General features: G+C 44.1%; 22 protein-coding genes and 1 riboswitch. Of the genes, 13 read left to right on the plus strand and 9 right to left on the minus strand.

The window, feature by feature from the left end:
• Positions 1-44: 44 nt before the first annotated feature.
• Together Q0R52_RS10195 and Q0R52_RS10200 are read right to left on the minus strand one after the other, a co-directional pair.
• Positions 45-755, minus strand: coding sequence for a LytTR family DNA-binding domain-containing protein (locus Q0R52_RS10195; protein ID WP_295794507.1), 711 nt, complete (start codon positions 753-755; stop codon positions 45-47).
• Positions 752-1,771, minus strand: a complete 1,020-nt coding sequence (locus tag Q0R52_RS10200; RefSeq protein WP_252792104.1) for a histidine kinase — start codon at positions 1,769-1,771, stop codon at positions 752-754. Before Q0R52_RS10200 ends, Q0R52_RS10195 begins: the two co-directional genes overlap by 4 nt.
• A gap of 213 nt (positions 1,772-1,984) precedes the next feature.
• Here Q0R52_RS10200 and Q0R52_RS10205 point away from each other — a divergent pair, with 213 nt between their 5' ends.
• The 5 genes from Q0R52_RS10205 (at position 1,985) to Q0R52_RS10225 (ending at position 8,671) form a co-directional block, all read left to right on the plus strand.
• Positions 1,985-3,103, plus strand: coding sequence for a DUF2911 domain-containing protein (locus Q0R52_RS10205; protein ID WP_295794509.1), 1,119 nt, complete (start codon positions 1,985-1,987; stop codon positions 3,101-3,103).
• Positions 3,104-3,130: 27 nt separating this feature from the next.
• Positions 3,131-4,102, plus strand: a complete 972-nt coding sequence (locus Q0R52_RS10210; protein ID WP_295794511.1) for a hypothetical protein — start codon at positions 3,131-3,133, stop codon at positions 4,100-4,102.
• A gap of 14 nt (positions 4,103-4,116) precedes the next feature.
• Positions 4,117-4,905: a hypothetical protein gene (locus Q0R52_RS10215; protein WP_295794513.1), complete on the plus strand. Its 789-nt coding sequence runs from the start codon at positions 4,117-4,119 to the stop codon at positions 4,903-4,905.
• A 155-nt stretch (positions 4,906-5,060) separates the two neighbouring features.
• A complete protein-coding gene (locus Q0R52_RS10220) occupies positions 5,061-5,822 on the plus strand; it encodes an NYN domain-containing protein (RefSeq protein WP_295794515.1) in 762 nt (253 codons plus the stop codon).
• Positions 5,819-8,671 carry a hypothetical protein gene (locus Q0R52_RS10225; protein WP_295794517.1) on the plus strand — a complete coding sequence of 951 codons (2,853 nt, stop codon included), beginning with the start codon at positions 5,819-5,821 and terminating at the stop codon, positions 8,669-8,671. The genes Q0R52_RS10220 and Q0R52_RS10225 overlap by 4 nt, the downstream gene beginning before the upstream one ends.
• Before the next feature lie 8 nt (positions 8,672-8,679).
• Here Q0R52_RS10225 and Q0R52_RS10230 read toward each other — a convergent pair whose 3' ends face one another.
• Positions 8,680-9,333, minus strand: a complete 654-nt coding sequence (locus Q0R52_RS10230; protein ID WP_252792098.1) for a sphingomyelin synthase family protein — start codon at positions 9,331-9,333, stop codon at positions 8,680-8,682.
• Between the two features lie 143 nt (positions 9,334-9,476).
• On the opposite strand from Q0R52_RS10230, the gene Q0R52_RS10235 reads away from it, so the two are divergent.
• The 4 genes from Q0R52_RS10235 to Q0R52_RS10250 all read left to right on the plus strand — a co-directional run bounded on the left by Q0R52_RS10235 (position 9,477) and on the right by Q0R52_RS10250 (position 11,818).
• Complete coding sequence (locus tag Q0R52_RS10235) at positions 9,477-9,905, plus strand: MerC domain-containing protein (RefSeq protein WP_295794519.1); 429 nt, start codon at positions 9,477-9,479, stop codon at positions 9,903-9,905.
• A gap of 176 nt (positions 9,906-10,081) precedes the next feature.
• Positions 10,082-10,519, plus strand: coding sequence for a transcriptional repressor (locus Q0R52_RS10240; protein ID WP_252792096.1), 438 nt, complete (start codon positions 10,082-10,084; stop codon positions 10,517-10,519).
• Between the two features lie 47 nt (positions 10,520-10,566).
• On the plus strand, positions 10,567-11,394 hold the full coding sequence (locus Q0R52_RS10245) for an N-acetylmuramoyl-L-alanine amidase (protein WP_295794522.1): 828 nt from the start codon (positions 10,567-10,569) through the stop codon (positions 11,392-11,394).
• A 79-nt stretch (positions 11,395-11,473) separates the two neighbouring features.
• Entirely contained in the window at positions 11,474-11,818 is a 345-nt protein-coding gene (locus Q0R52_RS10250; protein ID WP_295794523.1) for a hypothetical protein, read from the plus strand.
• On the opposite strand, the gene Q0R52_RS10255 is transcribed toward Q0R52_RS10250, so the two are convergent.
• The 4 genes from Q0R52_RS10255 to Q0R52_RS10270 form a co-directional block, all read right to left on the minus strand.
• Positions 11,805-12,296 carry a hypothetical protein gene (locus tag Q0R52_RS10255; RefSeq protein WP_252792093.1) on the minus strand — a complete coding sequence of 164 codons (492 nt, stop codon included), beginning with the start codon at positions 12,294-12,296 and terminating at the stop codon, positions 11,805-11,807. The two genes, Q0R52_RS10250 and Q0R52_RS10255, sit on opposite strands and share 14 nt — an antisense overlap.
• 92 nt (positions 12,297-12,388) lie before the next feature.
• Complete coding sequence (locus Q0R52_RS10260) at positions 12,389-13,966, minus strand: hypothetical protein (RefSeq protein WP_295794525.1); 1,578 nt, start codon at positions 13,964-13,966, stop codon at positions 12,389-12,391.
• A gap of 4 nt (positions 13,967-13,970) precedes the next feature.
• A complete protein-coding gene (locus tag Q0R52_RS10265) occupies positions 13,971-14,843 on the minus strand; it encodes an ABC transporter ATP-binding protein (RefSeq protein WP_295794527.1) in 873 nt (290 codons plus the stop codon).
• A gap of 155 nt (positions 14,844-14,998) precedes the next feature.
• Complete coding sequence (locus tag Q0R52_RS10270) at positions 14,999-16,669, minus strand: hypothetical protein (protein WP_295794528.1); 1,671 nt, start codon at positions 16,667-16,669, stop codon at positions 14,999-15,001.
• Positions 16,670-17,449: 780 nt separating this feature from the next.
• On the opposite strand from Q0R52_RS10270, the gene Q0R52_RS10275 reads away from it, so the two are divergent.
• The 3 genes from Q0R52_RS10275 to Q0R52_RS10285 all read left to right on the plus strand — a co-directional run bounded on the left by Q0R52_RS10275 (position 17,450) and on the right by Q0R52_RS10285 (position 20,480).
• Positions 17,450-17,995, plus strand: a complete 546-nt coding sequence (locus Q0R52_RS10275) for a peroxiredoxin (protein ID WP_295794530.1) — start codon at positions 17,450-17,452, stop codon at positions 17,993-17,995.
• Between the two features lie 137 nt (positions 17,996-18,132).
• On the plus strand, positions 18,133-18,717 hold the full coding sequence (locus Q0R52_RS10280) for a carboxymuconolactone decarboxylase family protein (protein ID WP_295794531.1): 585 nt from the start codon (positions 18,133-18,135) through the stop codon (positions 18,715-18,717).
• 104 nt (positions 18,718-18,821) lie between these two features.
• Positions 18,822-20,480 (plus strand): PQQ-binding-like beta-propeller repeat protein, encoded by a 1,659-nt coding sequence (locus Q0R52_RS10285; protein ID WP_295794533.1) that lies wholly within the window; start codon positions 18,822-18,824, stop codon positions 20,478-20,480.
• Between the two features lie 7 nt (positions 20,481-20,487).
• On the opposite strand, the gene Q0R52_RS10290 is transcribed toward Q0R52_RS10285, so the two are convergent.
• Positions 20,488-21,414, minus strand: a complete 927-nt coding sequence (locus Q0R52_RS10290; protein ID WP_295794535.1) for a Nif3-like dinuclear metal center hexameric protein — start codon at positions 21,412-21,414, stop codon at positions 20,488-20,490.
• Between the two features lie 181 nt (positions 21,415-21,595).
• Positions 21,596-22,975 carry a voltage-gated chloride channel family protein gene (locus Q0R52_RS10295; RefSeq protein ID WP_295794537.1) on the minus strand — a complete coding sequence of 460 codons (1,380 nt, stop codon included), beginning with the start codon at positions 22,973-22,975 and terminating at the stop codon, positions 21,596-21,598.
• A 138-nt stretch (positions 22,976-23,113) separates the two neighbouring features.
• Positions 23,114-23,176: riboswitch (Fluoride riboswitch) on the minus strand.
• Positions 23,177-23,592: 416 nt separating this feature from the next.
• Between Q0R52_RS10295 and Q0R52_RS10300 the strand changes: the two genes are divergently transcribed.
• Positions 23,593-25,488, plus strand: coding sequence for a DNA topoisomerase IV subunit B (locus Q0R52_RS10300; protein WP_295794539.1), 1,896 nt, complete (start codon positions 23,593-23,595; stop codon positions 25,486-25,488).
• Positions 25,489-25,494: the final 6 nt, after the last annotated feature.

Here is a 25,494-nt window from a genome sequence, read left to right on the forward strand (position 1 = left end):
ATATAATCAGTGAAATCGATGTAATCATTCTCCAATCGGTGTAATCAAAAAATTCGCTGGCTTATCACCCCCATAAACTTATCCTTAAACTTTTCGCTGATGGGTATTTGCTTGGCGGCTATATAAATGTGGTTGTCCTGTATCTTTATGATTTGCTTGGTATTTACAATGTAGGAATTATGCACCCTTACAAACGGCGGGTTTAATTGTTCTTCGATCTCTTTCAGGCGCCGGTAAATCAAAAGTTGCTCGTTAGGGGTTACGAGGCGCACATACTCTTTTTCGCCCTCAAAATATTGTATATCCTCCATTAATATCTTCCGCAGCACCTTGCCCGACTTCACAAAAAAGTATTCGCTGCCACCCGCAGGTTGTACGCTGTGGCTCGCCGCATGGAAAGTAAAATAGCCCTCAATTTTGTGCATCGCCTCTAAAAAACGTTTTAAGGTGATGGGCTTTAACAAGTAATCAATAGTTTGAAAGGTGTAGCTTTCAGCTGCATATTCGGAGTAGGCGGTAGTAAAAACTATCTTTGTATCTTTTGACAACAGCCCGGCCAGTTCCATCCCGCTTAGTTGGGGCATGTTGATATCCAGGAAAATAAAATCGGGCTTGTTTTCTTTTAAAAATGCAATTGCTTCAAGTGCGTCATAACACTTGCCTAATAGTTGCCATTTGGTATTTTGGCCTATTAAAATCTCCAGCAGGTTTACTGCATTGGGCTCATCGTCAATAATTATGCAGCTTAAATTCATGCTACGGGTACTTTTAAAAAGGCATTAAAATAATTGCCGGGACTGTTAATATTCAGTTCGAAATTTGTGCCATACAGCAGGGTAAGCCTTTTGCGTAAGTTCTCGATACCGAATCCATTGGGCTCATTGGTGCCGGGTTTTTCGTGTACCTGGTTGCGGGTTTCAAAAAGCAGGTAACCATCCTTCTGTACCAGCGAAATGTCTATCTTATTTTTGCTGCTCGATTTATCAATCCCATGTTTAAAAATATTCTCCACAAAAGTCATGAACAGCATGGGCGGTATGCGTAAATCGGCGTTGCAATCTTTAATAAAATTTAGCTCGATTTCGTGGCGGATCCGGATTTTTTCGAGCGCGATATAATTTTCCAAAAACTGAACTTCGGTTGATAGTGAGACCTCTTCTTTTGGGCTTTCATCAACAAAATATCGCATTATATCTGAAAGTCGTTCAATAAGTTTTGCTGTACGTGGCGCCTCACGGTAAGCCTCATAGTAAATATTATTCAGGGTATTGAATAGGAAGTGCGGCTGTACCTGGCTTTTTAGTAAGTTAAGTTCGGCCTGGCTTTTTTGCGCCAGTATTTTTTCTGATTGCTGTTTTAATGCAAAATAGGCAATGGCAATCCTGAAGATAAAGCTAAGCAGGTAGGTTAAGAAGCCTGCTATCATAAAGTTGAAAATGGTGCCTTTTGTTATGGTCTCGGGCTTTACCGCAAAATATTTATTATAAAGAAATGTCATCAGGAAGCCCCTTGCCAGGCCTACCGACACTACAAAAATTATAGCTAGTATAACGTAGGTTGTCTTTCGCCCGGTTTCATAAAATCGCGGGAAAAGAAATTTGATGTTGCCATAAATAATAATGGCATTAAACACAACTATAAAAACCGACCAGGCGCCGGCCTGGTAAAGACCATCTTCGGGCAGGTACGAAAAAAATATAATTAACAAAACGGCAATCCAAATCAGCCATTGAAGCTGTTTCAGCGTTGCGCCGGTACTCAGAAATTTCATATTTTAAATGTACAAAGGTTTTTTGTTACGGCACCGGGTTTTCAATAATTCACCTTATATATTCAATAAACGCAGGGATAAAGTAAATGCGGTCGGTTGATGTTTTAAGGCAAATCATTTAAAATAAAAGCCATAAGGTTTAAATGATTTGCCGGGCAATCTGATAAAAACCAGCTTTATTGAAAATTCTGTTCAATACTTAAATCCTTCGATATGAAAAAGCTAATTTATGCGGGTATCATCACGGCATGTATCCAATTAGGCTTTGCCGGTATGGCAAAAGCGCAACTTACCTCGCTTCCCGACGGGGATAACAAACGGGCATCTGTCAGTGAGCAAATAGGCCTTGCCGATGTTACTATTCGCTACAGCCGCCCAGCGGTAAAGAAACGGGATGGCCACATTTGGGGCGAACTTGTTCCGCCGGGATATGTTGACCAGGGCTTTGGTCCGTCGAAAAGTGCACCATGGCGCGCCGGAGCTAATGAAAGCACCACTATTGATTTTTCGAGCGATGTAAAAATAGAAGGTCAGCCCCTGGGTGCTGGAAAGTATGGCTTTTTTGTAGCTTATGGCGCTGACGAATGCACGTTGATCTTCTCGAAAAACACTTCGTCGTGGGGTAGTTTCTTTTATAAGGCCGATGAGGACGTATTGCGTGTAAAAGTTAAACCGGTACCTGCCGATAAAAGCGTTGAACGGCTCAAATACGAATTTGCGGATGAAGCCCCGGCCAGAGCGACGGTACAGCTCCAATGGGAAAAATTGGTCATTCCCTTTAAAATAGAAGTAGATGCCATGAAGAACCAGGTAGCGATGTTCAGGGATGAACTGCGCTCCGAAAAAGGGTTTAACTGGGAAAGCTGGAACCAGGCTGCATTATACTGTGCACAAAATAAAACCAATCTTGAAGAAGCTTTAATGTGGGCCGATACAGCCACCAGCCGGATTTTTGGCGGCGACCAAAGCTTCCAGGCCTGGACCACCAAAGTTGCCGTATTGCAGGCACTTGGCCGCAACAGCGAAGCCGACGAGGTTATGAAAAAAGCCCTGCCGCTTGGCAGCGAAACTGATTTGTACCGTTATGCCCGGAGCCTATCAGCTGAGAAGAAAGCAAAAGAAGCGTTTGCTGTTTACAAAATGAACTATGATAAACACCCGGATACCTTTTTCACAAACGCAGGTTTGGGCCGTGGTTACTCGGGCATTGGCGACTATAAAAAGGCGATAACCTATATAGAAAAAGCACAGGCACAGGCGCCAGGCAAGCCCGCCAAAGACAATATGGGAAAACAAATTAAAACCCTGCAGGACGGCAAGGATATTAATTAAAACTGTTCATCTATCAATTATACCATAATGCATTATTTACACTGGTTGGTAAAGGCGGTTGTGCTGGGCATAATCATCACCTGGTGCGCTGTTTTATCGGCCTTTAGCCAAAATATACAGGCTGATATTATTGATACCGCCGCCAATCCGCATTTATTTGCGGATGGCGTGGTTTCATCTCCCTATACCGAATGGGCCACTTCTTTTACACCGGATGGCAAAACGGTTTACTTTTCGCGCGGCGCAGTTTATTGGACAATATGCTCGTCTAAGATGATAAACGGTGCCTGGGCAAGGCCAACGGTAGTAAACATATCAGGCCGCTGGCGCGATACCGACCCTTTTATAACCCCTGATGGCAAACGAATGTTTTTTATTTCGAACCGCCCGCCCGAGGGCATGCCGCAAAATAAACCGCAGCCTAATTTTCACGTTTGGTATGCGGAGCGTTTGGCCGGCGATGAGTGGGGCGTGCCGCACTACCTGGATACTGCCATCAATAGCAAAATGGCCAGCAATTACGGCATATCGGTAAACCGGGCGGGCGACCTTTATTTTTGTTCGCGCGATAGGGAAGGCCATGCAGGGATGTCGAGCTATTGTGCTAAGTGGTTAGGCGACCATTTCGACAAACCAAAACTGCTTGCCCTGCGCGACAAAGAAGAGGTACAGGACCCGTTCATAGCACCCGACGGGCGTTACATCTTATTTGAAAGCGGGCCGGATTTATACATCTGCTATAAAAATGGCGATGGCTGGTCGCCGGCCGAAAACCTGGGGCCAAAGGTCAATAATGGCGATTCCAATTCATCGCCATGCATATCGCCGGATGGAAAGATGCTGTACTATTCGAGTTCGCGTATCAGGGGTTTTTACAAACGAGACCCGATAAACCATGCGTTGAACTATAATGAGCTCGAAAAAGAAATGAATAGCGATTTTAATAACCAGCCTAACATATTGATGGTGCCAGTTAATATAAAAAAGGCATCAGGCTAAAAAAGATAAAATTTATGAAAAAGATTATTTACATCATTACACTTATAATATCCTTCGTTGCAAGCCAGGCCTATGGGCAGGTAGACACTATCCGACTTAAAGACAAACGCCTGCTTACTTCGTCTTTAAAGCCGGCATTAAACCAGTACCTGGTATATTTCCAGGCGCCGAAGGATAAAAAGAAGCTTGGCTTGTCGTTTTGGCTGCGCGACATAAAAACTACCACCATTAACGGCGAAAAAGTTTTTACCATAAGCCAGCACTGGTATGGCAGCGACACCAATAGCTACCGCGTGGTTTATTCGATTAATAAACAAGCTGATTTTGCACCGGTTTATCATTCAGAAACTTTGCAAAACAAAATAAATGCCTACAACTGGGGCCCTGATAAGATTACAGGCGCCGACACCGTGGCCAACAACACCAGGAAGGGGTTTGCGCTCGATTTTAAACTGCCAAACTTTAACTGGAATTTAGACATCGAGACGTTTGAAATGCTCCCGCTGGCAGCAGGCAAAACCTTCGCTATTAACTTTTATGATGCGGGGCTGAGTCCGCCGGAATGGGTGCTTTATAAGGTAATCGGCAGCGAAATAATATCAACCTTAAACAGCGAAAAAATTGATTGCTGGAAACTGTTTACCGAAGGCGAATACAAAGGCAACAAATACTCAGAAACCTATTGGATCAGCAAAAAAGACCACGAGTTTTTAAAGGAACAGGACAGCTTTAATGGAGGCTACCGGTATAAAATAAAAATGATAGGCGCCTCGCCCGACCTGGTGCAGGTGTTTTCGAAATAAAAACCAATAATCAACCAATTGTACCAGCCTGTCGCAGATAATGCGGCCGGCTGTTTTTTTTATATCTTTATTAAAATTAAAAGGGACGACCTAAACATTGCTTCAATTCCCGGTTGCGAACATTGCCGAACTATAAACTTTAAAAGCGTTGTACTATGGATATGATTAAGGATTTGAGGCTGGCTGTTTTAATTGATGCAGACAATGTGCCGTATGCCAACGTGAAGCAGATGTTTGAAGAGATTGCCAAATACGGTACGCCAACTTTTAAAAGGATTTATGCCGACTGGACAAAGCCAACGGTTTCCGGCTGGAAAACGGTACTGCTTGAAAATGCCATAACACCTATACAACAATACAGTTACTCAACCGGCAAAAATTCAAGCGATAGCGCCATGATTATTGATGCCATGGATATTTTATATTCGGGCAAGGTGGATGGTTTTTGCATTGTATCAAGCGATAGCGACTTTACCCGGCTGGCCATACGCTTGCGCGAAGCCGGGATGAAGGTAATAGGGATAGGCGAAAAGAAAACCCTTATCCCCTTTATTACGGCCTGCGACAAGTTTATTTATATAGAGATTTTAAAAGCTGAGGAAGCCGCGCCTGAGGAGGGCCGGAAAGTCAGGTCGGGTAAAAAGCGGTCGTTGCCTAAGGCGGCGCCGATAGATAAAGTTGACCATGAGCTGGTAAAGCTTGTGAAAGACAGCATAAGCGACCTGGGCGACGAAAATGGATGGGCTTACCTTGGTAACCTGGGCACTCAGATATTGAAAAAGAAGCCCGACTTCGATTCCCGGAATTACGGTTATCCGAAAATGCTGCCGTTGATAAAGAGTTTAAATAAATTTGAGTTTGATGAACGGGAATCGGGCAAGGGGAATATAAAACACGTATATGTTAAAATAAAGTGACCTTAATAACCTTATCATTTCGGCAATTAAAATTTGGCGCAGGCTGCCTCCTGTTTTTGTTATGGGTTAAACCCGTATGGGCACAGGTTGTCACTAAAACAGATATGGTTAAGCTTACTGCTGCAGCAGATTCATTCAGGAACCGGAGTGCAGTGGAAAAGCTTCATTGCCAGTTTGATAAACCTTATTATGCCGTGGGTGACACCATTTGGTTTAAGGCCTACCTGCTTAACGCCGCTTACCTTACGCCCTCAGTAAAAAGCGGAATCATGTACGTGGAACTCGTTAATGACAGCAATAAGGTGGTGCAACGGCAGATGCTGCCGGTGGCCAACGGATTAAGTTGGGGAAACATAGGGCTTGATCCCAAAACGGTGGTTGAAGGCGGCTATACCTTCAGGGCATATACCAACTGGATGCGCAACTTTGGGGAAACCTATGTTTTTAAACAGAGAATCTATATCGCAAGCCCATCGGCAAATAATTGGCTGGTAAATACCCGTTTTAGTTTAACCAGGGAGGGTGGTATAGAAAAAGGAAAACTTAAACTGCAATTTAACCAGTTTAATAGCCGACCGGCGATTTTAAAAGATTTGGAATTAAATGTACTTGATGGCCCAAAAACCTGGTATAAAAGCAAAGTGCAAACCAAGCTTGACGGAACTGTTGATGTTGATTTTACCCTTAAATCGCCGGTAAAAAAGCTGGCGTTAATAGCACAGGAAACCGGGACCGCTGATGATACTCACAAATTAATTATTCCTGTAAATATAAGCCGCCCCGAAAATATCGACCTACAGTTTATGCCCGAAGGTGGTGCGCTGGTAGCTGGTTTGCCCGCGCACGTAGGCTTTAAAGCAATTGGCGAAGATGGTAAAGCCGTGAATGTTGAAGGTGCTGTTTATGACAGCCATCAACAGCAGATAGCTCAATTTAAAACGGTTCATAAAGGTATGGGGGCGTTTGATATGATGCCGGCCGCCGGCGAAGTTTATATCGCGAAAGTAACGTTGCAAAATGGGGTGGTAAAAACATACAGCTTGCCTGTTGTGCAAAACTCTGGAACGACACTAAAAATAACGCAATCTGTGGCAGCAGATTCGTTGGTGGTGACCATTGCTGGTGCGCAAGTTAACGGCAGTTATTATTTGATCGGCCAGGCCAACGGCGTGGTTTGTTACGGAGCTATTGTAAACCTGGAGGGTATCCCGGTAAAAAGTAAAATACCCACGGCCGGTTTCCCTACCGGTATCGCGCGCTTTACTTTGCTTAATGCAGCCCGCCAACCGCTTAACGAACGGATGATTTTCATAAATCATAATGATTTTTTGCGAATAGATGCAAAGCCGGACAAGCCTGGCTACGGCGCGCGGGATAGTATTGGTATGCAAATAAACATCACCGATAAGAATGGCCAACCGGTACAGGGAAGCTTTTCGATGGCGGTAACTGACGACTCGCAGGTTAAAATAGACAGTGCGGGTACCACCAGCATAATAAGCAATCTTTTGCTCACATCCGATTTAAAAGGTACAGTTGAAGAGCCGGGTTATTATTTTCGGCAAGATGCCGATGGTAGCATACAACAGCAGCTGGATAACCTGTTATTAACCCAGGGTTGGGTGGGTTATAATTGGAGCAATATACTTGCCATGGCAAGGCAACCGGTATTTAATGCTGAAAAAGAATTTATAATAAATGGGCAGGTAACAAATGTGTTTAACAAGCCGGTAGTAAACTCGCATGTGTTGCTATTTTCAAAAAAGCCGCCTTTATTAATGGATTCTGTAACCAACAAAGGAGGCAGTTTCAGCTTCCGTAATATTATCCCATTGGACACGCCTTATTATATGTTACAAGCCCGGAACAAACGGGGCAAAAGTTTTAACATTGATTTAAAGGTTGATGAATTTAAGCCGCCTTTGTTTGCCATGGTTTCGGAAACCGCAACCCCATGGTATGTAAACAGCGATACCATTACCATGAATTACATAAAGGGGAGCATTGCAAATAAAACGGCGAAAGACAACTACCAGGGTAGCGGCCATATTTTGAAGGAGGTAAAAATTACTGCGAAAAAATTTATTAAGGATTCACAAAACCTTAATGGGCCGGGCAATGCGGATGTAGTGATAGATGAAAAAGAATTGGAAAAGGCCGGCAAGAAGACATTTTTGGATTTGCTGAAGGAAAGGGTGGAGGGGTTTCATGAGGGTGCCTTTTTGTTGATGGGCTCCCACAAAAGGGCTGAACATGACAACATGCTGTTTAACTTTGTAACTGACTTAAACAGGGGCAGCGACCCTATCTGGTATTTTATACATGACAGGGCGATAAAGTTGATTATAGATGGAGTACCACTTTCAAAAGTGTACGCAATAACCGGATTTAGGGATATTAATGATTATTTAACCACTCATTCGGCTGAGGATGTGAAAGGCATAGAGGTTAATATAACTTCAAAATACACCATGAAATATATCCCAATGGATGCCCCTGCCGATTTAAGTATGGCCGACGTAGCCTTTGTTGAAATTACGACCCGGGCAGGAAGCGGACCTGTAATGCCTTACACCCCCGGCACCTATTTATACAAACCTATGCCATTTAGCTTGCCAAAGCAGTTTTATCAGCCAAAATATACAGTGAAAAATAAGGACACAGCCGCTAAAGACCTGCGGTCGACCATAGCCTGGTACCCTAACATAATCACTGATAAAGATGGAAAGGCTTCTGTTTCATTCTATTCATCGGACAGGGCGGGAACGTACACTTTGATTTTAGAAGGTACAGACATTAATGGGAACCTGGGTAGCTACCGGCGAAAAATAATCCTGTCAAAAAGATAGTACGGACTTTAAACCGTCAGGATTTTTTGAGCAGCGTCGTCATCTAAAAACCTGCGCGTTAAACGGTAACAGATATAAACAATACCCGGTGAAGCTAAAATATCGATAGTGTAATGGATATGTTGCACCACTAATAAACCAGCAACAATTATAGTAGCAAAAAAACCAATTATTTTATCGTTACGTTTTTGAAGGCACAAAAATATTAACGTAAGTGTAGCTATGTGGCCCGAAAAAAAGAGATCCTTGGTGATGAGCGCCTGCCCATAAAAAACGCCTGTAAGAGGATCTGTAAGCGGAATTAATCCAATCGGGTGTTCAAGGGGCACTATACTTATGGCAATAAAACGAGCGATGGTTATCGGGATGAGCGCCCAGCAATAAATTATGTAAATTTGTGGCTTGTGAGCCGCCCTTATCATAGTTAATAATACCATGCCCCATATAATCGCGAAAATTGCAACTGATACGTTGTGCGGAGGTACCGCTGCTAAAACAGGGTCGTTAATAAGCGTACCTTGTCTTTTCTCGATATGTCCGAAAAACAATGGCATAGTAAAAACTACCGACAGCATAATAACCGTGCCGACAATAATCTGCCTGCGTTTTAGGGTTTGTTTCCAGGTGTTACTCCAAACGTTTTTTATTGCCGTTACTGACATAGGGGGCACATAGCTTAAATTAGCGTTGGCAAAAGTAGTAATTGCTAAACTATTTGAAAACCTTAAAATAATATTAAATTAACATGACTAATTTTTAATAAAAACAGATGCAATGGCGTTGCATTTATGTTTATATTTGCAACATGAAACACCCACGGCATTCTTCAAGGCTTGATAATGTAGGCATGACAGCGTCTATATTATGTGCTGTGCATTGCGCCCTGGTGCCTTTATTAATAACCAGTTTGCCACTGTTTGGCCTGGGTTTTTTAGCCAATCCCTGGTTTGAGTGGGGCATGATAACCCTTGCTGTTTTTGTTGGTTTTTACGCCATTGGCATTTCGTACTTTCGCTCGCACCACCGTATTTTGCCGGCTGTTTTACTATTGGGTGGTTTCCTGCTGATAATTATCGGGCACGTTTATGTTAAAAGCTGGCGTGAGGCCATTATTGTGCCGTTTGGAGGATTGCTTATTGCCACAGCCCATTTTTTTAACTATAAGTACACTTCCATTTGCCGGGCCGACAATACCCTGTTTCATATGAAGCACAGTCACCCGCATAGCCATTAGTTTTAAGTTTGAGGTTTTAAGTCGAAAGTCTTAAGCCGGATTGCTGTCGTTTTTTACTTAAGACTTTCGACTTAAGACTATTGACTCATCCCTAATTCAAATACACATCTATACTTTTTGCCGATGTGTGTGTTATTCTTTTTAACTTTGCGTTTGTAAAATTTTAAATAGTTCAAATGACTTCTCTAGAAAAAGAACTTTTTGAAGAGTTGCTGGATAAGCATCATCTTAAAAAAACCGCGCCGCGCCTTAAGGTACTGTCTTTACTGTCTAAAAAGGAAGTAGCAACCTCGCAGCCCGACCTCGAAAGCGTTTTGAATGATGTTGACCGGGTTACTCTTTACCGTATTCTGATTGCATTTGAAGAAAAAGGCATTATACACAAAGTGTTTGATCTGGACGGCACGGCCAACTACGCCATGTGTTCGCCGGTATGTGGTGATGAACACCACCACCATGATGAACACCTACATTTTAACTGTACCGTTTGCAAAAGTGTTTATTGTTTGGACGACCTTCACCTGCCGGAGATAAAATTGCCAAAAGGCTTTAAAGTGGATGGCTTTACCTTATATGCAGCGGGCTTGTGCCCTAAATGCAATAAACCGGCATAATTTGAATAGGTTGAAACAATTTATTTAATTATGCACTTATCTATCTGATGACAAAATACGCCCGAAGCCTAAGAGTATTTACCCTTACTGTTTCCATGTTTTTATTTTTGATAATAACATCATTTAGTGGGGGCGATGATGATGGGCCTCAATCGTTTCATTTTAAAACTGTTGTAGTTGATGCTGGTCATGGCGGCAAAGACCCGGGTGCACACGGTTCCTATTCGTCCGAGAAGAATGTAACCCTCGCGATAGCAAAAAAACTGGAGCGCCTGCTTAAAGATAATATGCCGGAGGTAAACGTGGTGATGACCCGCTCGACCGATAGGTTTGTGGAACTGAATAAACGCGCTAACATTGCTAACCAAATAAATGCTAACTTATTTGTTTCTATCCATTGCAATTCATCGCCAGAAGGGACAGCAAAAATTGCTCACAAGGAAAAGGGCGTGATGATGCTGGTTTACGGTTTTCACCGCAAGGAAGAACAGATTGAAGCCCTACGCGAAAATGCTTCAATCTATATCGAAAAAGACTATCAAAAAAACTATGCCGGGTATAATGAAAAGGACCCTACATCGATGATTGTGTTAAATACTTTTATGCAAAAGTACCGCAAGCAAAGTATTTTGTTCGGCGAACTTTTGGATGAACAGTTTAAAGGAAACGATGGTCGCCGTAGCCGTGGGGTTAAGGAGCAGGGTGTTTTGGTTCTTGCCCATAGCGCAATGCCAGCCGTATTGGTTGAAACCGGTTACATAAATAACAATACCGAAGAAAAATACCTCAACTCCGAGGACGGGCAAAACGCTATTGCCAACTCTATTTTCAGGGCCATTAAGGCTTACCGCAGGCAAATTAAGCCGGTTAAGTAAGCTCTGCGCAACAAACATTTTACTTGTTTAGCTGTAGTTTTTTGTATTATTTGTAAGTGTACAAAAAACCAGCATCGCCATGAAAAAATTAACACTTCTTTTTATCGTAACCATCGCATTTGCCGCAACAGCCTCAGCACAAAAAAGGTTTTCGGCAGACGATTTTGCCAAAAATATGGGAAAAACAGGAACCCTTTGCGATACTGTTTACTCGCTACGGGTAGTGAGCGATACGCTTGCGTTGTTAAATATGGGGGGCGTTTATCCCAATCAGAAGTACACAGTAGCCATAAAAGGCAATAAGGTAACGCTGGACTATACCAACCTGAAAGGCAAACCACTTTGTGTAACCGGTGTGTTTTTAATGTACAAAAACAGGCCTGAGATAGAGGTTTCGGAGCCGGAGCAGATTAATGCGAAATAGACCAATGCAGATTTTTCAGTTTCCAACGTCCGTCATTAAGCCCGGAAATGGCGGTAAAATAGCCGTGTGTATGTTGGGTCAAACCTTTGGTATCTGTAAGATCTTCGTTAAATCCGGCTGCGATAAATACTGCATCGTTTGCCAGGGCGACGGCCTTTACGTTGCTCCAAACTAATTTTATGCGCGGGATAATCTTAACAAGGGTATCCAAAACAAATTTTCGTGCCGACGGGTAGCTGGCAAAAGCAATCTTACCGTCGGATGCCATGAAAAAGCCTGGACTATCGTCAAAGTAATTTAGCCAGGCAGCGGGGCCTTTGGCTGAGATATCGTTTTCGATATTAACCATCAACTTAACCGCGCTATCCTTCACCATTGCGCTATCAGCGGGAGTTAACTTAGCTATTTTTTGCCGGCATGCAAAAGCCATAGTCACAATCACTATAGACAGGCTATATTGTTTTGCAAGGCGCGTCATAAGTCCGGCTATCTTTGGTTTAATTGTAATCTAAGCTATACAAAAAAACAAAATAAATTACACATCAATTTTTAATAATTGATAAAGTGTACTTACAAATGCCTTACCTGCCAGCTCCTTACCGAAAAACTCACCGCGCCCAAAAATACATTCAGCATCAACATAATCGATATAAAGCCTATGGGCGAATCATGTGGCAACGCCCCGAGGTAATCGGTTAATGGTATTTTTTGCGTTATAAGATAGGTGATAAAGAAAAACAGAATCTTGAATAGCTTTTTGCCACCGCTTACAATCCCGAGGCTTGCCGCGAGTAAAACAAGAAAGGCAGCGCCGTTGATAATATTGAACACCGAATAAATATTCCCGGCGGCGGCACTGCGCAATATCACCGGCAGCGCTAATGCAACAGCCATTGTAAAAGCTGCCAATAACTGCGATGGCAGCATGCGCTGTAATGGCTTGTATGACGACCAGGTGAAATAGTGAAGCCGGTTTGTTACTTCTTTGGTTGCCAGTTCCGACCAGCGCGTAACCTGCAAAAACAACAATATGGGCAAAAGATATGCATAAGCTATATCGAGCTTAACAAACACCATGCTTATCCAAAGCCCGCCGTTGACCAGCCAAAACCATTTTGGCCCTTTGCGGATAAGCAGTAATAGTTCGGTTTTAACAAACGGGAAGATGCTGTAATCGGTAACCACAGGCGGTAACAACGACACATTAATTCCGGCTGCAAAGGTGCCATTGGTATGCGATATGTTTGCCGGTGCCAGGGCTTTTTTCTTTTTACCGGCGGCTTGTTTAAAATCAAACCTGTGGAAAAAAGAGGATGAAAAATAAACTAAGCCAAATGCAATGCAAATCCACATCAGCCGGCTTGCAATAAAAATGCCTGTCCAGCTAATGCCATCCCACTCAAAAGTTTTAAACCGGTGTTTGGCGCTAAAAGTAAAGCCAAGGTTAACGGCGTCGATATGTTCATGATATTGCGTGTTTACTTTGTCCTTCACGCTATTGGTCATGGTGTTTACGCCAAAGGTGTCGATGAACGTATTTACCGTGCTGCTCTTGTGCCCGACGACATTTGCCATCAGCGCACCGAACAGGAAGAAGAAGATAATGTATTGCAGGATCAGCCTTCGCCCCAAAAAAACTTCGGCAACTATGGCCAGCGCCGATACGGTGAACAAGGCCGGAATTGCAAAAAACAGGAATGGTAGTATAAAATCGCCGATGATGAAAGGGCTGCCGCTTGTTCGCACAAAAAACATGACAATGCTAATCAAGAATGTGAGGGCCGAAATGGTAAGCAAAACAAAAAAGTTGCTGAGGAATTTGCTTAATAAGTATCCGAAATTGGTAATGGGTGTTGTGGCAATAATTTGGCCGATGCCTGTATCTACATCTTTTTTGATACCTCCGTTTATTAGGAAAAACCCATAGAGCGAAAGCATGATGGTTGTCATCATTGCCGAAACATGCCCCACCCATGCCGAATTATATATTCCTTTATAACCGACAACATTCAGTGTGGTGTACGAGGCTGTTGGCGGCGGCACAAACGAATAGGCCGCGTAAATGGTAATTGCCAGTGTTATTAAAAACGAATAGCTGCGCGTGCGCTGCAAATAGTCGGCCTTTATGATGCTGTAAATGTATTTCACGGCGTTAGGCTTTAGTATGTGTTAAAAACAGGTAGGCATCCTCCAGTGTAGCGTTAACTGCGATAGAACCTGCCTCTGGCTGGTGGTCCCGGGTAATATAGCGCGCCCTTGTTTGATCTTTTTGACGGCTGGTATCAATAACAAGATGCCGCGCCTTTAAATCGTTAAGTTGCTGACTATCCAGTATGGTTTCAAATACCTTGCCCTCAACCAGTTTCACTATATCGGGCTGTGTGCCTTTTTCAAGCAGCGTGCCGTTTTGCATAATGGCAACCTCATCGGCAATGGCCTCGATATCTGATACAATATGCGACGAAAGTATAATGATACAATCATTTGCCAGATCGGAAATTAACTGGCGAAAGCGGACACGTTCCTCCGGGTCGAGACCTACGGTTGGCTCGTCAAAAATTAAAACTTTCGGGTCGTTAAGCAGGGCCTGGGCTATGCCTATACGCTGTTTCATGCCGCCGCTGTAGGTGCCTATGGGGCGTTTGGCATCAGCAGTGAGGTTAACACCGTCGAGCAGCATATCAATTCGTTTCCGTAAATCAGGGCCGCCAACGCCTTTAAGTGCTGCAATGTATTCCAGGAACTCGTATGCGTTAAGATTTGGGTACACGCCAAAATCCTGCGGCAGGTAGCCTAATATTTTGCGGATGTTGTCGGGGTTCTTAACAATATCTTCGCCATCCAAAAACAGCGTGCCCGTTGTGGGTTTGCTGATGGTGGCAATAATTTTCATCAGGGTTGATTTCCCTGCCCCGTTGGGCCCAAGCAGACCTAAGATCCCCCTGTCGATTGTGATGGAATAATTAGATAAGCCGGTTTTATGCTTGTTATATTGTTTGGTAAGGTTTTTAATTTCTAAGGCCATAACGATTGTATATGCCTTTGAGATGCTATTTGGGGGATTAGGTTACAGCCCGGGGAAAAAATAGATCCAAGAATCGAGAAATCAAGAGTCAAGAAGTAAAAAGTCCGCCTAGTCTTCTTATCTTGATTCCTGACTCTTGACTTCTTGATTCTTCGTTACAAATCCCAATTAAAATCAACTTCCCTGCCATTCAGCTTCCATTTACTTGGAAAGGGGTTTGTCATCCAATCCAGTGGTTCACCAAGCGGCTGCGGTTTGGCGGCCATAGCAAAGCACTCTTTAATATATTTTTTCTGTGCTTCGCCGGTAGCTTCGGGCTGGGCCGAAATAAATAGCGGTGCACCGCTTTCGGCAAGCAACTGCATCCACTGCTTGTTTCGCTCCCACGATATATCTTTGGTAACGCCAACGCAATCGCCGTCGGCAGCATAAAATGCGTTATGTTGGGGCAGGCGGAAAGCCATGGTGTTTACGCCCATTTTTTTAACACGCGGCCATTCCCTGCCGCTGGTATCATCACCAATGCGGTTCAATTCAAACAACCCGGCCGACAGGTGGCTCATGGTATTGCAGCCGATAATATAAATACCGTCGCCGGCTGCATTACGTATCGTCCGGTAAAGATGATTGATGATTTCGGCAGTGGTTTTTGTTTTGTCGTAAAAACTCCAGTTAGGCGTTGTTAGTGCGTCCTTCATTTTGTTACCCCAGCGCCCAAAAATATCATAAGTGGTATAATCATGTTTTACCATTTCAAAGCCCCATTGCTTGTAAACATCAAAATAAGCTTTTATGCGTTCGATATTCTCGGGGATGGTTGGGTCAAGTATCGGCGCTTTCGGATCGTCACGGCCAGGGATTTTCGGCAATGTTAAACTTTCTTTTTCATCGTGCCTTGCACAAAGTGGCCGTATCCATAAACCCGGGCGCATACCGAGTTTTTTTATCTCGTCGCCCATGGCGTGCATATCCTTAAACTTGTCATTGGGTTTTGCATAGGTTTCGTTCCAGCCACCATCGCCCGGCAGCAGCGGCGAATATTCGGCCCAGCCGGCGTCAATTACCGAGAACGGGCGGTTATTGGTATCAGTAACCAGCTCAGCCATCATGGCGGTGGTTTTCTTAATCAGTTCGTACGAGTTCTCGCCGTAGGCAAAATACCAGTCGTTTATACCATAAACAGGTTGCTTTGGTAGCCGCGGCTTATCGCACATAAGTTTGCAAAAACGGTGGGCTGCAGCGTAGGTATTTTCGGTGGCCGTGCTATGCATGGTCACAATATCTGCGGCATGCAGTTTTCTGTTGCCCAGGTGTACCCCAGCCCCGCCCGAATGGGTATCCAGGGTTAGTTCAAGGTTTGCAGGGCCAACATTCCACCAGCAAATTGTGTTTGGCCCGGTTTTTACACCAAAGCAGGCTGTGTTTTTGCCATCGTTTACTAATACATACCAGGGGTTTTTGTTATCACTGTCCATGCCGCGCCAGGCAAGGTCGCCATAGCTGCGTTCAAAATGGTCGCCCATGGTTTTGGCTGCCGTGGCAGTTTGATGTTTCCATTTAAGTTTTATGCCCGATAAAACTGTTTTTGGCGACTGAACATATACTCCGCTTGCATTGCCATTGGTTTTAAAGCTTACTTCCACATCTTTATGAACGAACGCGCCATTTCCTGATGGTTTCAACTGGAACCAATCGGCATCAGACTGCCCCCAAACTTCATCCGGGTGGTTTATTAAAGCGGCGTTATCGCTGGCATACGTAATACGGCTAAACAAGAGGGCTGCGGTGGCAGTTGCCGATAATTTTACAAAATGACGTCGTTGCATATAGGTTAATGATAATTTTTTTCCGAAAGCTAACTTATAGAGCCGCCTGGTGGAGGCAATAAATGGTTGTTACGGTAAAAATAGGTTTTTACCCTTTATATGCAATTAAATAGGATGTAATAATGACAGTAATTTTAACAGGCGAAAATTTTAATGCTCATTGCAATATCCATTTCTTGCGCATGCATTTGAGACACTTGTACTTTCTTACCGGAAGCCAAAAGAAAAAAGTTTTTACGAAGCCGCCCCTCGGAATTCTTTGCATTTCTGACCGATCGGCCCTTCTGCATGGGCATAAATTCCCGCTATCAGGGGTTTTAGTTAAGGGATTTTGTTGCATAATACCAATAGTTTAAGTAAAACAAAAACAATTTCTTCTCAGGAAATGGTTGTAATTGGTGATTAAGAACGATAAACGCAGACGAACTATTTTGCGTTTTGGGATTATTGTTATATACCAGCACCAGGTGGCTGTTTATCAATAATATGGTTTAAGTGGGCCAAACGCTGGTTAACGCGATACCTCGTTTAACAAATATAAACTAATCCATTTTAAAATAAAAACGGATTTTCCTTTTTGTAATAGTGAGCAATTATCTCATGAATATTTAAATTAATTTAAATTATTTGACCGGCTGAGGTAGCTTTTTTGTCATATTGGCAAAAGCAATCGTAAGGAATATAACATATAGATTATATCTATATGTTATCAATTCTTTATATAAAATGCGGTATTTAAAAGTGATATATTTGTAGCGAAATTTAAAAAACAATATAAATATGCTAACTATAGGTCAAAAATTCCCTCAATTTTCTAAAACCGCTGTTGTAAGTATCGAAAAAGGAAAAGAGTTTGAAACTATCACATCTGATTTTTTGGTAAACGAAGATAACGTTTGGACAGTAATGTTCTGGTGGCCAAAAGATTTCACTTTTGTGTGCCCAACTGAAATTTCCGAATTCAATAAAAGCTATGGTGAATTCCGCGACCGCGATACCCGCCTGATTGGCGCATCAACCGATACCGAATTTGTGCACGCAGCCTGGAGAAGGGATCATGCCGATTTACGCGACCTGAAATTCCCTATGCTTGCTGATACTTCAAAATCGTTAGCTGAAGAGCTGGGTATATTAGAACCAAACGAAAAAATTGCTTACCGTGCGACCTTTATTATTGATCCAACAGGCATCATCCGCTGGGTATCGGTAAACGACTTGAGCGTGGGCCGTAACGTAAAAGAGGTTTTACGTGTACTTGATGGTTTGCAAACCGATGAACTTTGCCCTTGCAACTGGGTTAAAGGCGAAGAAACACTTACAGTATAATTAGAGCCAGGAATTCAAGAATCAAGAGCCAAGAATCAAGATAGAAAAGTTGAAAAAAGATGTAAAATCTTGCTCTTTTTGTCTTGATTCTTGGCTCTTTCAAGAAGGGATTTTTTATTCCTTACAAATTACAAATCATGAACGAATCTACCGAGATAATAAACGAATTACTGCAAGGCCTGGGCATCGACATGGCTTATCGCACAGCAAGCTTAACCTTGCTTGAAAAAGGAGAGTCGCGCTACCTGCGCGATTTAAAGCTGAACTTTACCAGCACCCTGACTTCCGAACAATTAAGCACTAAAGAGTGCGCCTTGCTTGGCCTTTCGACAGCTGTAAACAATAACAACGGCCCCTTAACTACCTATTTCACCAATTGTGCTGAAGAGCAGGGCGCCACAGCTGCCGAAATTGGCGAAGCTGTTGGTTGTGCGTCATTACTGGCATCAAACAATGTATTTTACCGTTTCCGTCACTTTACTCAAAAAGAAAAATACACCCAGATACCGGCGCGCATCCGCATGCAGCTGATGATGAAACCGGTAACCGGCAAGGAGTTTTTTGAGTTGATGAGCCTGGCAATTTCGGCAGTTAACGGCTGCGAAATGTGCGTAAATGCGCATGAGGACTCGCTGATAAAATTGGGCACCACCGAAGAACGTATTTTTGATGCTGTTAGGATTGCATCATTGGTGACCGCTACCGGGAAAGTGGTGTTTTAAACGGATCTTATAAAAGCCGGCCGGTATTATTATTTATTATTGATGGAATAATAATATGCCTCATAAAGTATTTAAATTGGGCAACCCATTTAAATACTTTATTGATGTTAAAATATAGCCATGTTTTTTTTATCGCCGTACTTTTTTGTTTAAGCTGCGGAAAAAGGCAAGCCCCTAAACAATCCACGAATACTAACACCGACGTGCCTAACGACCAGCACACCTCGGTGCTTACACAACATAACAATAACACCCGCGCCGGCTGGAACAACCACGAAACCAAGCTCTCCACAGCCAATGTTAATTCGCAGCAGTTTGGCAGGCTTTTTACACTAACCGTTGACGACCAGGTTTATGCCCAGCCTTTGGTGGCCGGCAATATTACCATAGCTGGTGGCACGCACAACGTGGCTTATATTGCAACTGTTAATAATTCAGTTTATGCTTATGATGGCGACAGCGGCAAGCTTTACTGGCAAAAAAACTTTACCCAGCAGGGTATGCGTGCACCAAAAAACACAGACATGACAGGGGCATGCGGCGGCTCGTACCAGGATTTTAGCGGCAACATTGGTATAGTGGGCACACCGGTTATAGATTCGGCCGCACAAACGATTTACTTTGTTGCCCGCAGTACCGACGGGGCAGCATTTGTACAATACTTGCACGCCGTGAATATACTTACAGGCGACGAGCAAACAGGGAGCCCGGTTAAAATTACCGCCACTTATACAGGTAATGGCGATGGCAATGTGGCCAACGTTTTGACTTTTGATGCGCAGCGACAAAACCAGCGCCAGGCCCTAACGCTGCTAAACGGCGTGGTATACGTAACGTTCTCGTCACATTGCGACTGGGGGCCTTACCACGGCTGGATACTGGGTTACAATTCAAAAACACTCTCCAGGGATATTGTTTATAACGATACCCCAAATGGCGGCGACGGCGGAATTTGGGAAAGCGGCATGGGTATGGCAGCCGACGACCAGGGCAATTTATACGCGGTGATTGGCAACGGCACAGTTGGCGAAGGTAGTAATCAAAGCGCGCTGATAAATCGAGGCGAAAGTGCGCTGAAGCTTACGCCAAACGGGTCGACGCTAAAGGTGAGTTCTTTTTTTACACCTTTCAATTTTCAAACGCTTGAGGATAACGACCTTGACTACGGCAGCATGGGGGCTTTTTTAATACCTGGGTCCAACTTTTACCTTACCGGTTGTAAAGATGGCAACCTTTACCTGGTAAATAAAGATAATATGGGCGGGTTTAATGCAGCCTCCAACCAGGTGCAACAAACAATAGCTTTAAACCCCAGCGCCAATATGCATTGCCAGCCTGCTTATTTTAAAGGAGCTAACGGCGAGTTTGCTTTTATATGGGCAGAAAATGACCAGTTGCGGGCATTTCCTTTTTTGCGTACGAGCAATTTGATGGATGTGGGTAAGCAAGTTACATCAGCAGTAAGTGGGCCGACAGGGCAAAGCGGCGCGGTATTATCGGTTTCTTCGAATGGCTCGACAGCAGGCACAGGAATTTTGTGGGCATCCTATGCTTCATCCGGCGATGCCGAACACGATGTGAGTCCCGGAATATTGCGGGCATTCGACGCCAGCGACATCACTAAAGAACTTTGGAGCAATAGCCAAAATCCAGGCCAGGACTACGCCGGCAATTACGCCAAATTTTCATCGCCAACTATCGTTAACGGGCACGTTTACCTGCCAACGTTCTCGAATAAAGTGGTGGTATACGGATTAAAGTAGCCGCTGCCTACATAAAAGATAATGAATTGCCGGGTTTAACGCGTGTTACTTTTATACCCGGCACATTCTTTTTAACCCAGGTCATCATAAACTCGGACCCGGCATCCTCGCTTGCGATATGGCCAAGCACCACCAATGCAATTTTATCACCTTTGGCGCGGGCATCGCGTACGTATTCGGCAGTTTCCCATTCGTGCAATTCGCCAATAATAAGCACATCTGGTTTTACCTGGTTGATGCCATTTATGTGCCTCTCCTCGCCCGCCGCGCCGGGAATTAGTAGCGCACGGGAGCAAACCTGTGCCGGATTGCCAATATACCGCACCATCTGGATATCGAGCCTTGTTTTCAAATGTCCAATTAAATCACTCAAAGATGCAGGCGGTAAAGTAACAATATTCGGAAGTTTTTTATCGGCGTATTGTTGCCATTGTAGCTGATCAAGCACTCCCTGCGTTACACCGTCGGGCCGGAGCGTATGAATATAATCATGATTGCGCCATACGGCAATGTTGTGTTCTTTTAACAGGTTGGCTTTGTATTTATATACTTCGTCATTTTCCAGCCATTTGGTATCATCGGCATGGTTATAAAAAGTAGGCTCGTGGGCGATGATGAAATTTGCGCCCAGGTCAATCGCCTTCCTGATTACTTCAATCGTTGCAAACATGGCCGTAACTATCCCGGTAATTTTTATATCTCTATTGCCCGATTTTAGCGTATCCACGGTGTTGGTTAATGCCCCGCCCGGCACCTGTTTTATAAACATATCCATTACCTGTCCTACTGTATAGCTTTCATCAGCAGCAATAAAATTCGATGCCTTGTTAACCAGTGGTGCCAGCAACAATACGCCGGTGGCCTTAACGGTATTTACAAAAAACTTACGCCTTTTAATGGCCGGGTAATTTAACGGGGCAGGTTTGTTATTCATGGTCGTTTTTTTATTTTAAATGTAAAACATTATTCATTAAACATTCAGGATTTTTTATACAGAGACGCAATACTGTGCCGTATGTAACGAGCCATAATTCGCCGTTTGAGGTGAAGTTATAATTTCATCCAGCGTCATGCCGAAACAAGTTCAGCATGCGGGTTCTTTTACTTATTTGAGCTTATTTCCTAAACCTATATTTCTTCAATTTCTCATACATATACCCCCGCCGTTTTGCCGCATCGGCAATAGATTCGCCGGCATTTCCATCGCCAAAAATCTTCGGCACCGCAATCCGCTGAGAACTGTAGATACCTGAGTTACCGCTAAAAAAATAAGCTGTAAAACAAGCCACGGCAAACAGCAGCGCATGCTCGCCGCCAAATAGCTCAATTCCCATAAAGGTACAGGCCAATGGTGTATTAGTTGCCCCGGCGAAAACGGCAATAAAGCCCAGCGCAGCAAACAGACCAACCGGCGCATTTAACAAATCAGCCAACGTGTTACCTAAAGTCGCGCCGATGTAAAATAACGGCGTTACCTCGCCGCCCTTAAAGCCTGTGCCAAGCGTTACCGTAGTATAAATGGTTTTCCATAGCCAGCTCCAGGTATCTGCCCCGCCGGCGTGAAATGCAGAAGGGATGGTAATTGCGCCGGGATGTTCAGGATCAATCCCCAGGCTTAAATAATCGGGCTTGTCATTGATAAAGGTAAGCCCAATGATAATTAACCCACCCAGTACAGGTATCATCCATTTATGTTTAAAGAGTTTAAGGCACACGTTTTTAATTTCGTGTACCATACCAGCAAACAAAAAACTGGCAAGCCCAAACAATGCCGAGGCAATGATTACCTTACCGAGTAGTGACAAATCGAAATGCAGGTAACTGTTTATAAGTCCAGTTGTTTGGGGTAAAATATCGATGTGGTATTGTGTATGGGTAACATGCCAGGCACTAACGGTTAAGTCGCCAACCACGGCGGCAATCAAAGCCGGCAGCAGGGCATCATATTTAATGCGGCCAATTGCCAAAACTTCCAGTGCGAAAATAGCCCCCGTAACCGGCGTGCCGAAAACCGCCCCAAAGCCCGCGGCCATACCCGCGGTAAGCATCAAGCGCATATCGGCCCCATTTAGTTTAAACCATTTGCCAAACATGGCGGCGATGCTGCCCCCAATTTGGACTGCTGTACCCTCGCGCCCTGCCGAGCCACCAAACAGGTGTGTAATTATAGTGGTAGCCAGGATAACCGGCGCCATCCGTTTTGGCACTGCACCGCCTTCTTCATGTATCTGTTCCATTATCAAATTATTCCCTTTTTCAGATGATTTGCCGACAGTTTGGTAAATAAAATGAATAAGCACACCGGCCACCGGCAACAGGAACAATAACCACGGGTGACTGAAACGGAAATGAATGGCAGTGGTAAGCAGCCACAGGAAAAACGCAACTACGCTGCCAATTACTATGGCAACGGGGACGGCCATCAGCGTCCAGCGGATGAGGTGCTTTATGATTGCGAAATGTTCCTTAAAGGGGATGGGTTTGTTTTCAGTCATGCAAGACGGGGTTAAGGTTGATGAAAGGAAAAGCAGCAGTTATAGGCCGGCGTTTTACCCGGACGATGGTTTTGTAAAATATGATATTTAAATTCTTCACCCACAAACAAATATATCAATAAGCTTTATTGCTATTGATTGATTGCAGGCGTCATCAGCGAATGCGGTTTTTGAAAGGAAGACACCATTTCCTAAGTGCAAGGTAGAGAATATTTTTTAAAAGCGAAATATTTGCACGTGCAATTTACCACGGGCCGGCGGCTTGTGCCGTGTTCCGTTTTGCAGAAATGGAACGCTTTATCGGCAGGTTTAAAAAATAGAACGCTTGATAATCAGGATGTTTCACGGCGTTCCAGGTGTTCCGCGTGTAAAAATGGAACGCTTTGCTGTGTCTCGTCCTGCAAAAAATTTACACTTCCCATAGCTGGTTCTAATGATCATCGGCGTCATCAGTTAAATCGGCAAATATTTGTGATTGCTTTCCCGTTGCGATTGTTGATAAGTTAAAACATTGCGTTAATGATTTCATAACGTAAATACTATTTTTGCCAGTGGACAGGTTTGCCCTGTGCTGAACTGTCCGCCTTTTCCCTTAATTTAATATTGATAAGATCTAAATGGCTGAAGCTGTAAATTATAGTGATGATAGTATCCGTTCGCTGGATTGGAAAGAGCATATCCGCTTACGGCCCGGGATGTATATTGGTAAACTTGGCGACGGCTCGGCATACGACGATGGCGTTTATGTGTTGCTGAAGGAGATTGTAGATAACTCGATAGATGAGTTTGTGATGGGCGCCGGCAGAACCATCGAGATAAATATGAGCGACCACAAGGTATCCGTTCGCGATTATGGGCGGGGTATACCGTTAGGAAAAGTTATTGATTGTGTATCGAAAATAAATACAGGGGGTAAATACGACAGCAAGGCCTTCCAGAAATCGGTAGGTTTGAACGGTGTAGGTACAAAAGCCGTGAACGCACTCTCAAACTCATTTATTGTGCAATCATACCGCGACGGCCGCACCAAATTGGCTGAATTTGCCAAAGGTGAACTGGTACGCGACGAGCCGGAAAAGGAAACTACACAACGCAACGGCACGGCTATAAACTTTTTGCCCGATGATACCATCTTCAGGCATTACCGCTTTATCCCGGAGTTTGTGGATAGCATGATATGGAACTACGTGTTCCTTAACTCGGGGCTTACCATCAACTTTAATAACCAAAAATATTTTTCGGAGCGCGGGCTTTACGATCTATTGGTACGCAACAGCGATGCCGAAAATATACGCTATCCAATTATCCACCTGAAAGGCGAGGATATTGAAATAGCCATGACCCACGGACAGCAATACGGCGAGGAATACTACTCGTTTGTAAACGGGCAGAACACCACCCAGGGCGGTACCCACCAGGCGGCTTTCCGCGAGGCAGTGGTAAAAACGATCCGTGAGTTTTATAAAAAAGAATTTGATGCTTCCGATGTTCGCGCGTCGATTGTAGCAGCCATCGCCATAAAGGTACAGGAACCGGTGTTTGAGTCGCAGACCAAAACAAAGCTGGGCTCTCAAAATATTGGACCTGAGGGGCCTTCGGTTCGCGGGTTTATCGGGGATTTTGTTAAGCGCGAGTTAGATAATTACCTGCATAAAAACCCGGCCGTTGCCGATGCGCTTTTAAAGCGTATTATGCAAAGCGAACGCGAGCGCAAGGATATTGCCGGCATAAAGAAGCTGGCTAACGAACGCGCTAAAAAAGCATCATTGCATAACCGCAAGCTACGCGATTGCAAAGTGCATTTTGACGAAACCCACGAGCGCAAACAGGAAACCACCTTATTTATTACGGAAGGAGACTCGGCCAGCGGGTCGATAACCAAATCGCGTGATGTGATGACACAGGCGGTGTTTAGTTTAAAAGGCAAGCCGCTAAACTGTTTCGGCCTTACCAAAAAGGTGGTTTACGAAAACGAAGAATTTAACCTGCTGCAGCATGCGCTGAATATTGAAGACGGCATTGGCGACCTGCGCTACAACAACATTGTGATAGCTACCGATGCCGATGTTGACGGTATGCACATTCGCCTGCTGCTGATGACCTTCTTTTTGCAATTCTTTCCTGATTTGGTTAAGGCCGGTCACGTGTCAATCCTGCAAACACCGCTGTTCCGGGTGCGCAACAAAAAGGAAACTGTGTATTGCTACAGCGATGAAGAACGCCGCAATGCCATAGCCAGGCTTGGTGTTAAGCCCGAAATAACCCGCTTTAAAGGGCTTGGTGAAATATCGCCCGATGAGTTTGGCTTGTTTATAGGTAAAGATATCCGCCTTGACCCGGTAATATTAAAGGACGCTAACATCAAAGCTCTGCTGGAGTATTTTATGGGTAAAAACACGCCGACACGCCAAATGCACATCATCAATAACCTAAGGGTTGAAAAGGATGATGAGCGGATTAATCCGCTCATTGCTGACGATTTGGATAGTGGGGAGTTGCCGGTAGCGTCATAACTTCTC

Source organism: Mucilaginibacter sp. (assembly GCF_025359345.1).
Classification (GTDB): domain Bacteria; phylum Bacteroidota; class Bacteroidia; order Sphingobacteriales; family Sphingobacteriaceae; genus Mucilaginibacter.

Bases quoted from the DNA above. Each gene is read 5' to 3' on its own strand.
- Q0R52_RS10195 (WP_295794507.1), bottom strand. From the start codon at position 755: ATGAATTTAAGCTGCATAATTATTGACGATGAGCCCAATGCAGTAAAC.
- Q0R52_RS10200 (WP_252792104.1), bottom strand. From the start codon at position 1,771: ATGAAATTTCTGAGTACCGGCGCAACGCTGAAACAGCTTCAATGGCTG.
- Q0R52_RS10205 (WP_295794509.1), top strand. From the start codon at position 1,985: ATGAAAAAGCTAATTTATGCGGGTATCATCACGGCATGTATCCAATTA.
- Q0R52_RS10210 (WP_295794511.1), top strand. From the start codon at position 3,131: ATGCATTATTTACACTGGTTGGTAAAGGCGGTTGTGCTGGGCATAATC.
- Q0R52_RS10215 (WP_295794513.1), top strand. From the start codon at position 4,117: ATGAAAAAGATTATTTACATCATTACACTTATAATATCCTTCGTTGCA.
- Q0R52_RS10220 (WP_295794515.1), top strand. From the start codon at position 5,061: ATGGATATGATTAAGGATTTGAGGCTGGCTGTTTTAATTGATGCAGAC.
- Q0R52_RS10230 (WP_252792098.1), bottom strand. From the start codon at position 9,333: ATGTCAGTAACGGCAATAAAAAACGTTTGGAGTAACACCTGGAAACAA.
- Q0R52_RS10235 (WP_295794519.1), top strand. From the start codon at position 9,477: ATGAAACACCCACGGCATTCTTCAAGGCTTGATAATGTAGGCATGACA.
- Q0R52_RS10240 (WP_252792096.1), top strand. From the start codon at position 10,082: ATGACTTCTCTAGAAAAAGAACTTTTTGAAGAGTTGCTGGATAAGCAT.
- Q0R52_RS10245 (WP_295794522.1), top strand. From the start codon at position 10,567: ATGACAAAATACGCCCGAAGCCTAAGAGTATTTACCCTTACTGTTTCC.
- Q0R52_RS10250 (WP_295794523.1), top strand. From the start codon at position 11,474: ATGAAAAAATTAACACTTCTTTTTATCGTAACCATCGCATTTGCCGCA.
- Q0R52_RS10255 (WP_252792093.1), bottom strand. From the start codon at position 12,296: ATGACGCGCCTTGCAAAACAATATAGCCTGTCTATAGTGATTGTGACT.
- Q0R52_RS10265 (WP_295794527.1), bottom strand. From the start codon at position 14,843: ATGGCCTTAGAAATTAAAAACCTTACCAAACAATATAACAAGCATAAA.
- Q0R52_RS10270 (WP_295794528.1), bottom strand. From the start codon at position 16,669: ATGCAACGACGTCATTTTGTAAAATTATCGGCAACTGCCACCGCAGCC.
- Q0R52_RS10275 (WP_295794530.1), top strand. From the start codon at position 17,450: ATGCTAACTATAGGTCAAAAATTCCCTCAATTTTCTAAAACCGCTGTT.
- Q0R52_RS10280 (WP_295794531.1), top strand. From the start codon at position 18,133: ATGAACGAATCTACCGAGATAATAAACGAATTACTGCAAGGCCTGGGC.
- Q0R52_RS10285 (WP_295794533.1), top strand. From the start codon at position 18,822: ATGTTAAAATATAGCCATGTTTTTTTTATCGCCGTACTTTTTTGTTTA.
- Q0R52_RS10290 (WP_295794535.1), bottom strand. From the start codon at position 21,414: ATGAATAACAAACCTGCCCCGTTAAATTACCCGGCCATTAAAAGGCGT.
- Q0R52_RS10295 (WP_295794537.1), bottom strand. From the start codon at position 22,975: ATGACTGAAAACAAACCCATCCCCTTTAAGGAACATTTCGCAATCATA.
- Q0R52_RS10300 (WP_295794539.1), top strand. From the start codon at position 23,593: ATGGCTGAAGCTGTAAATTATAGTGATGATAGTATCCGTTCGCTGGAT.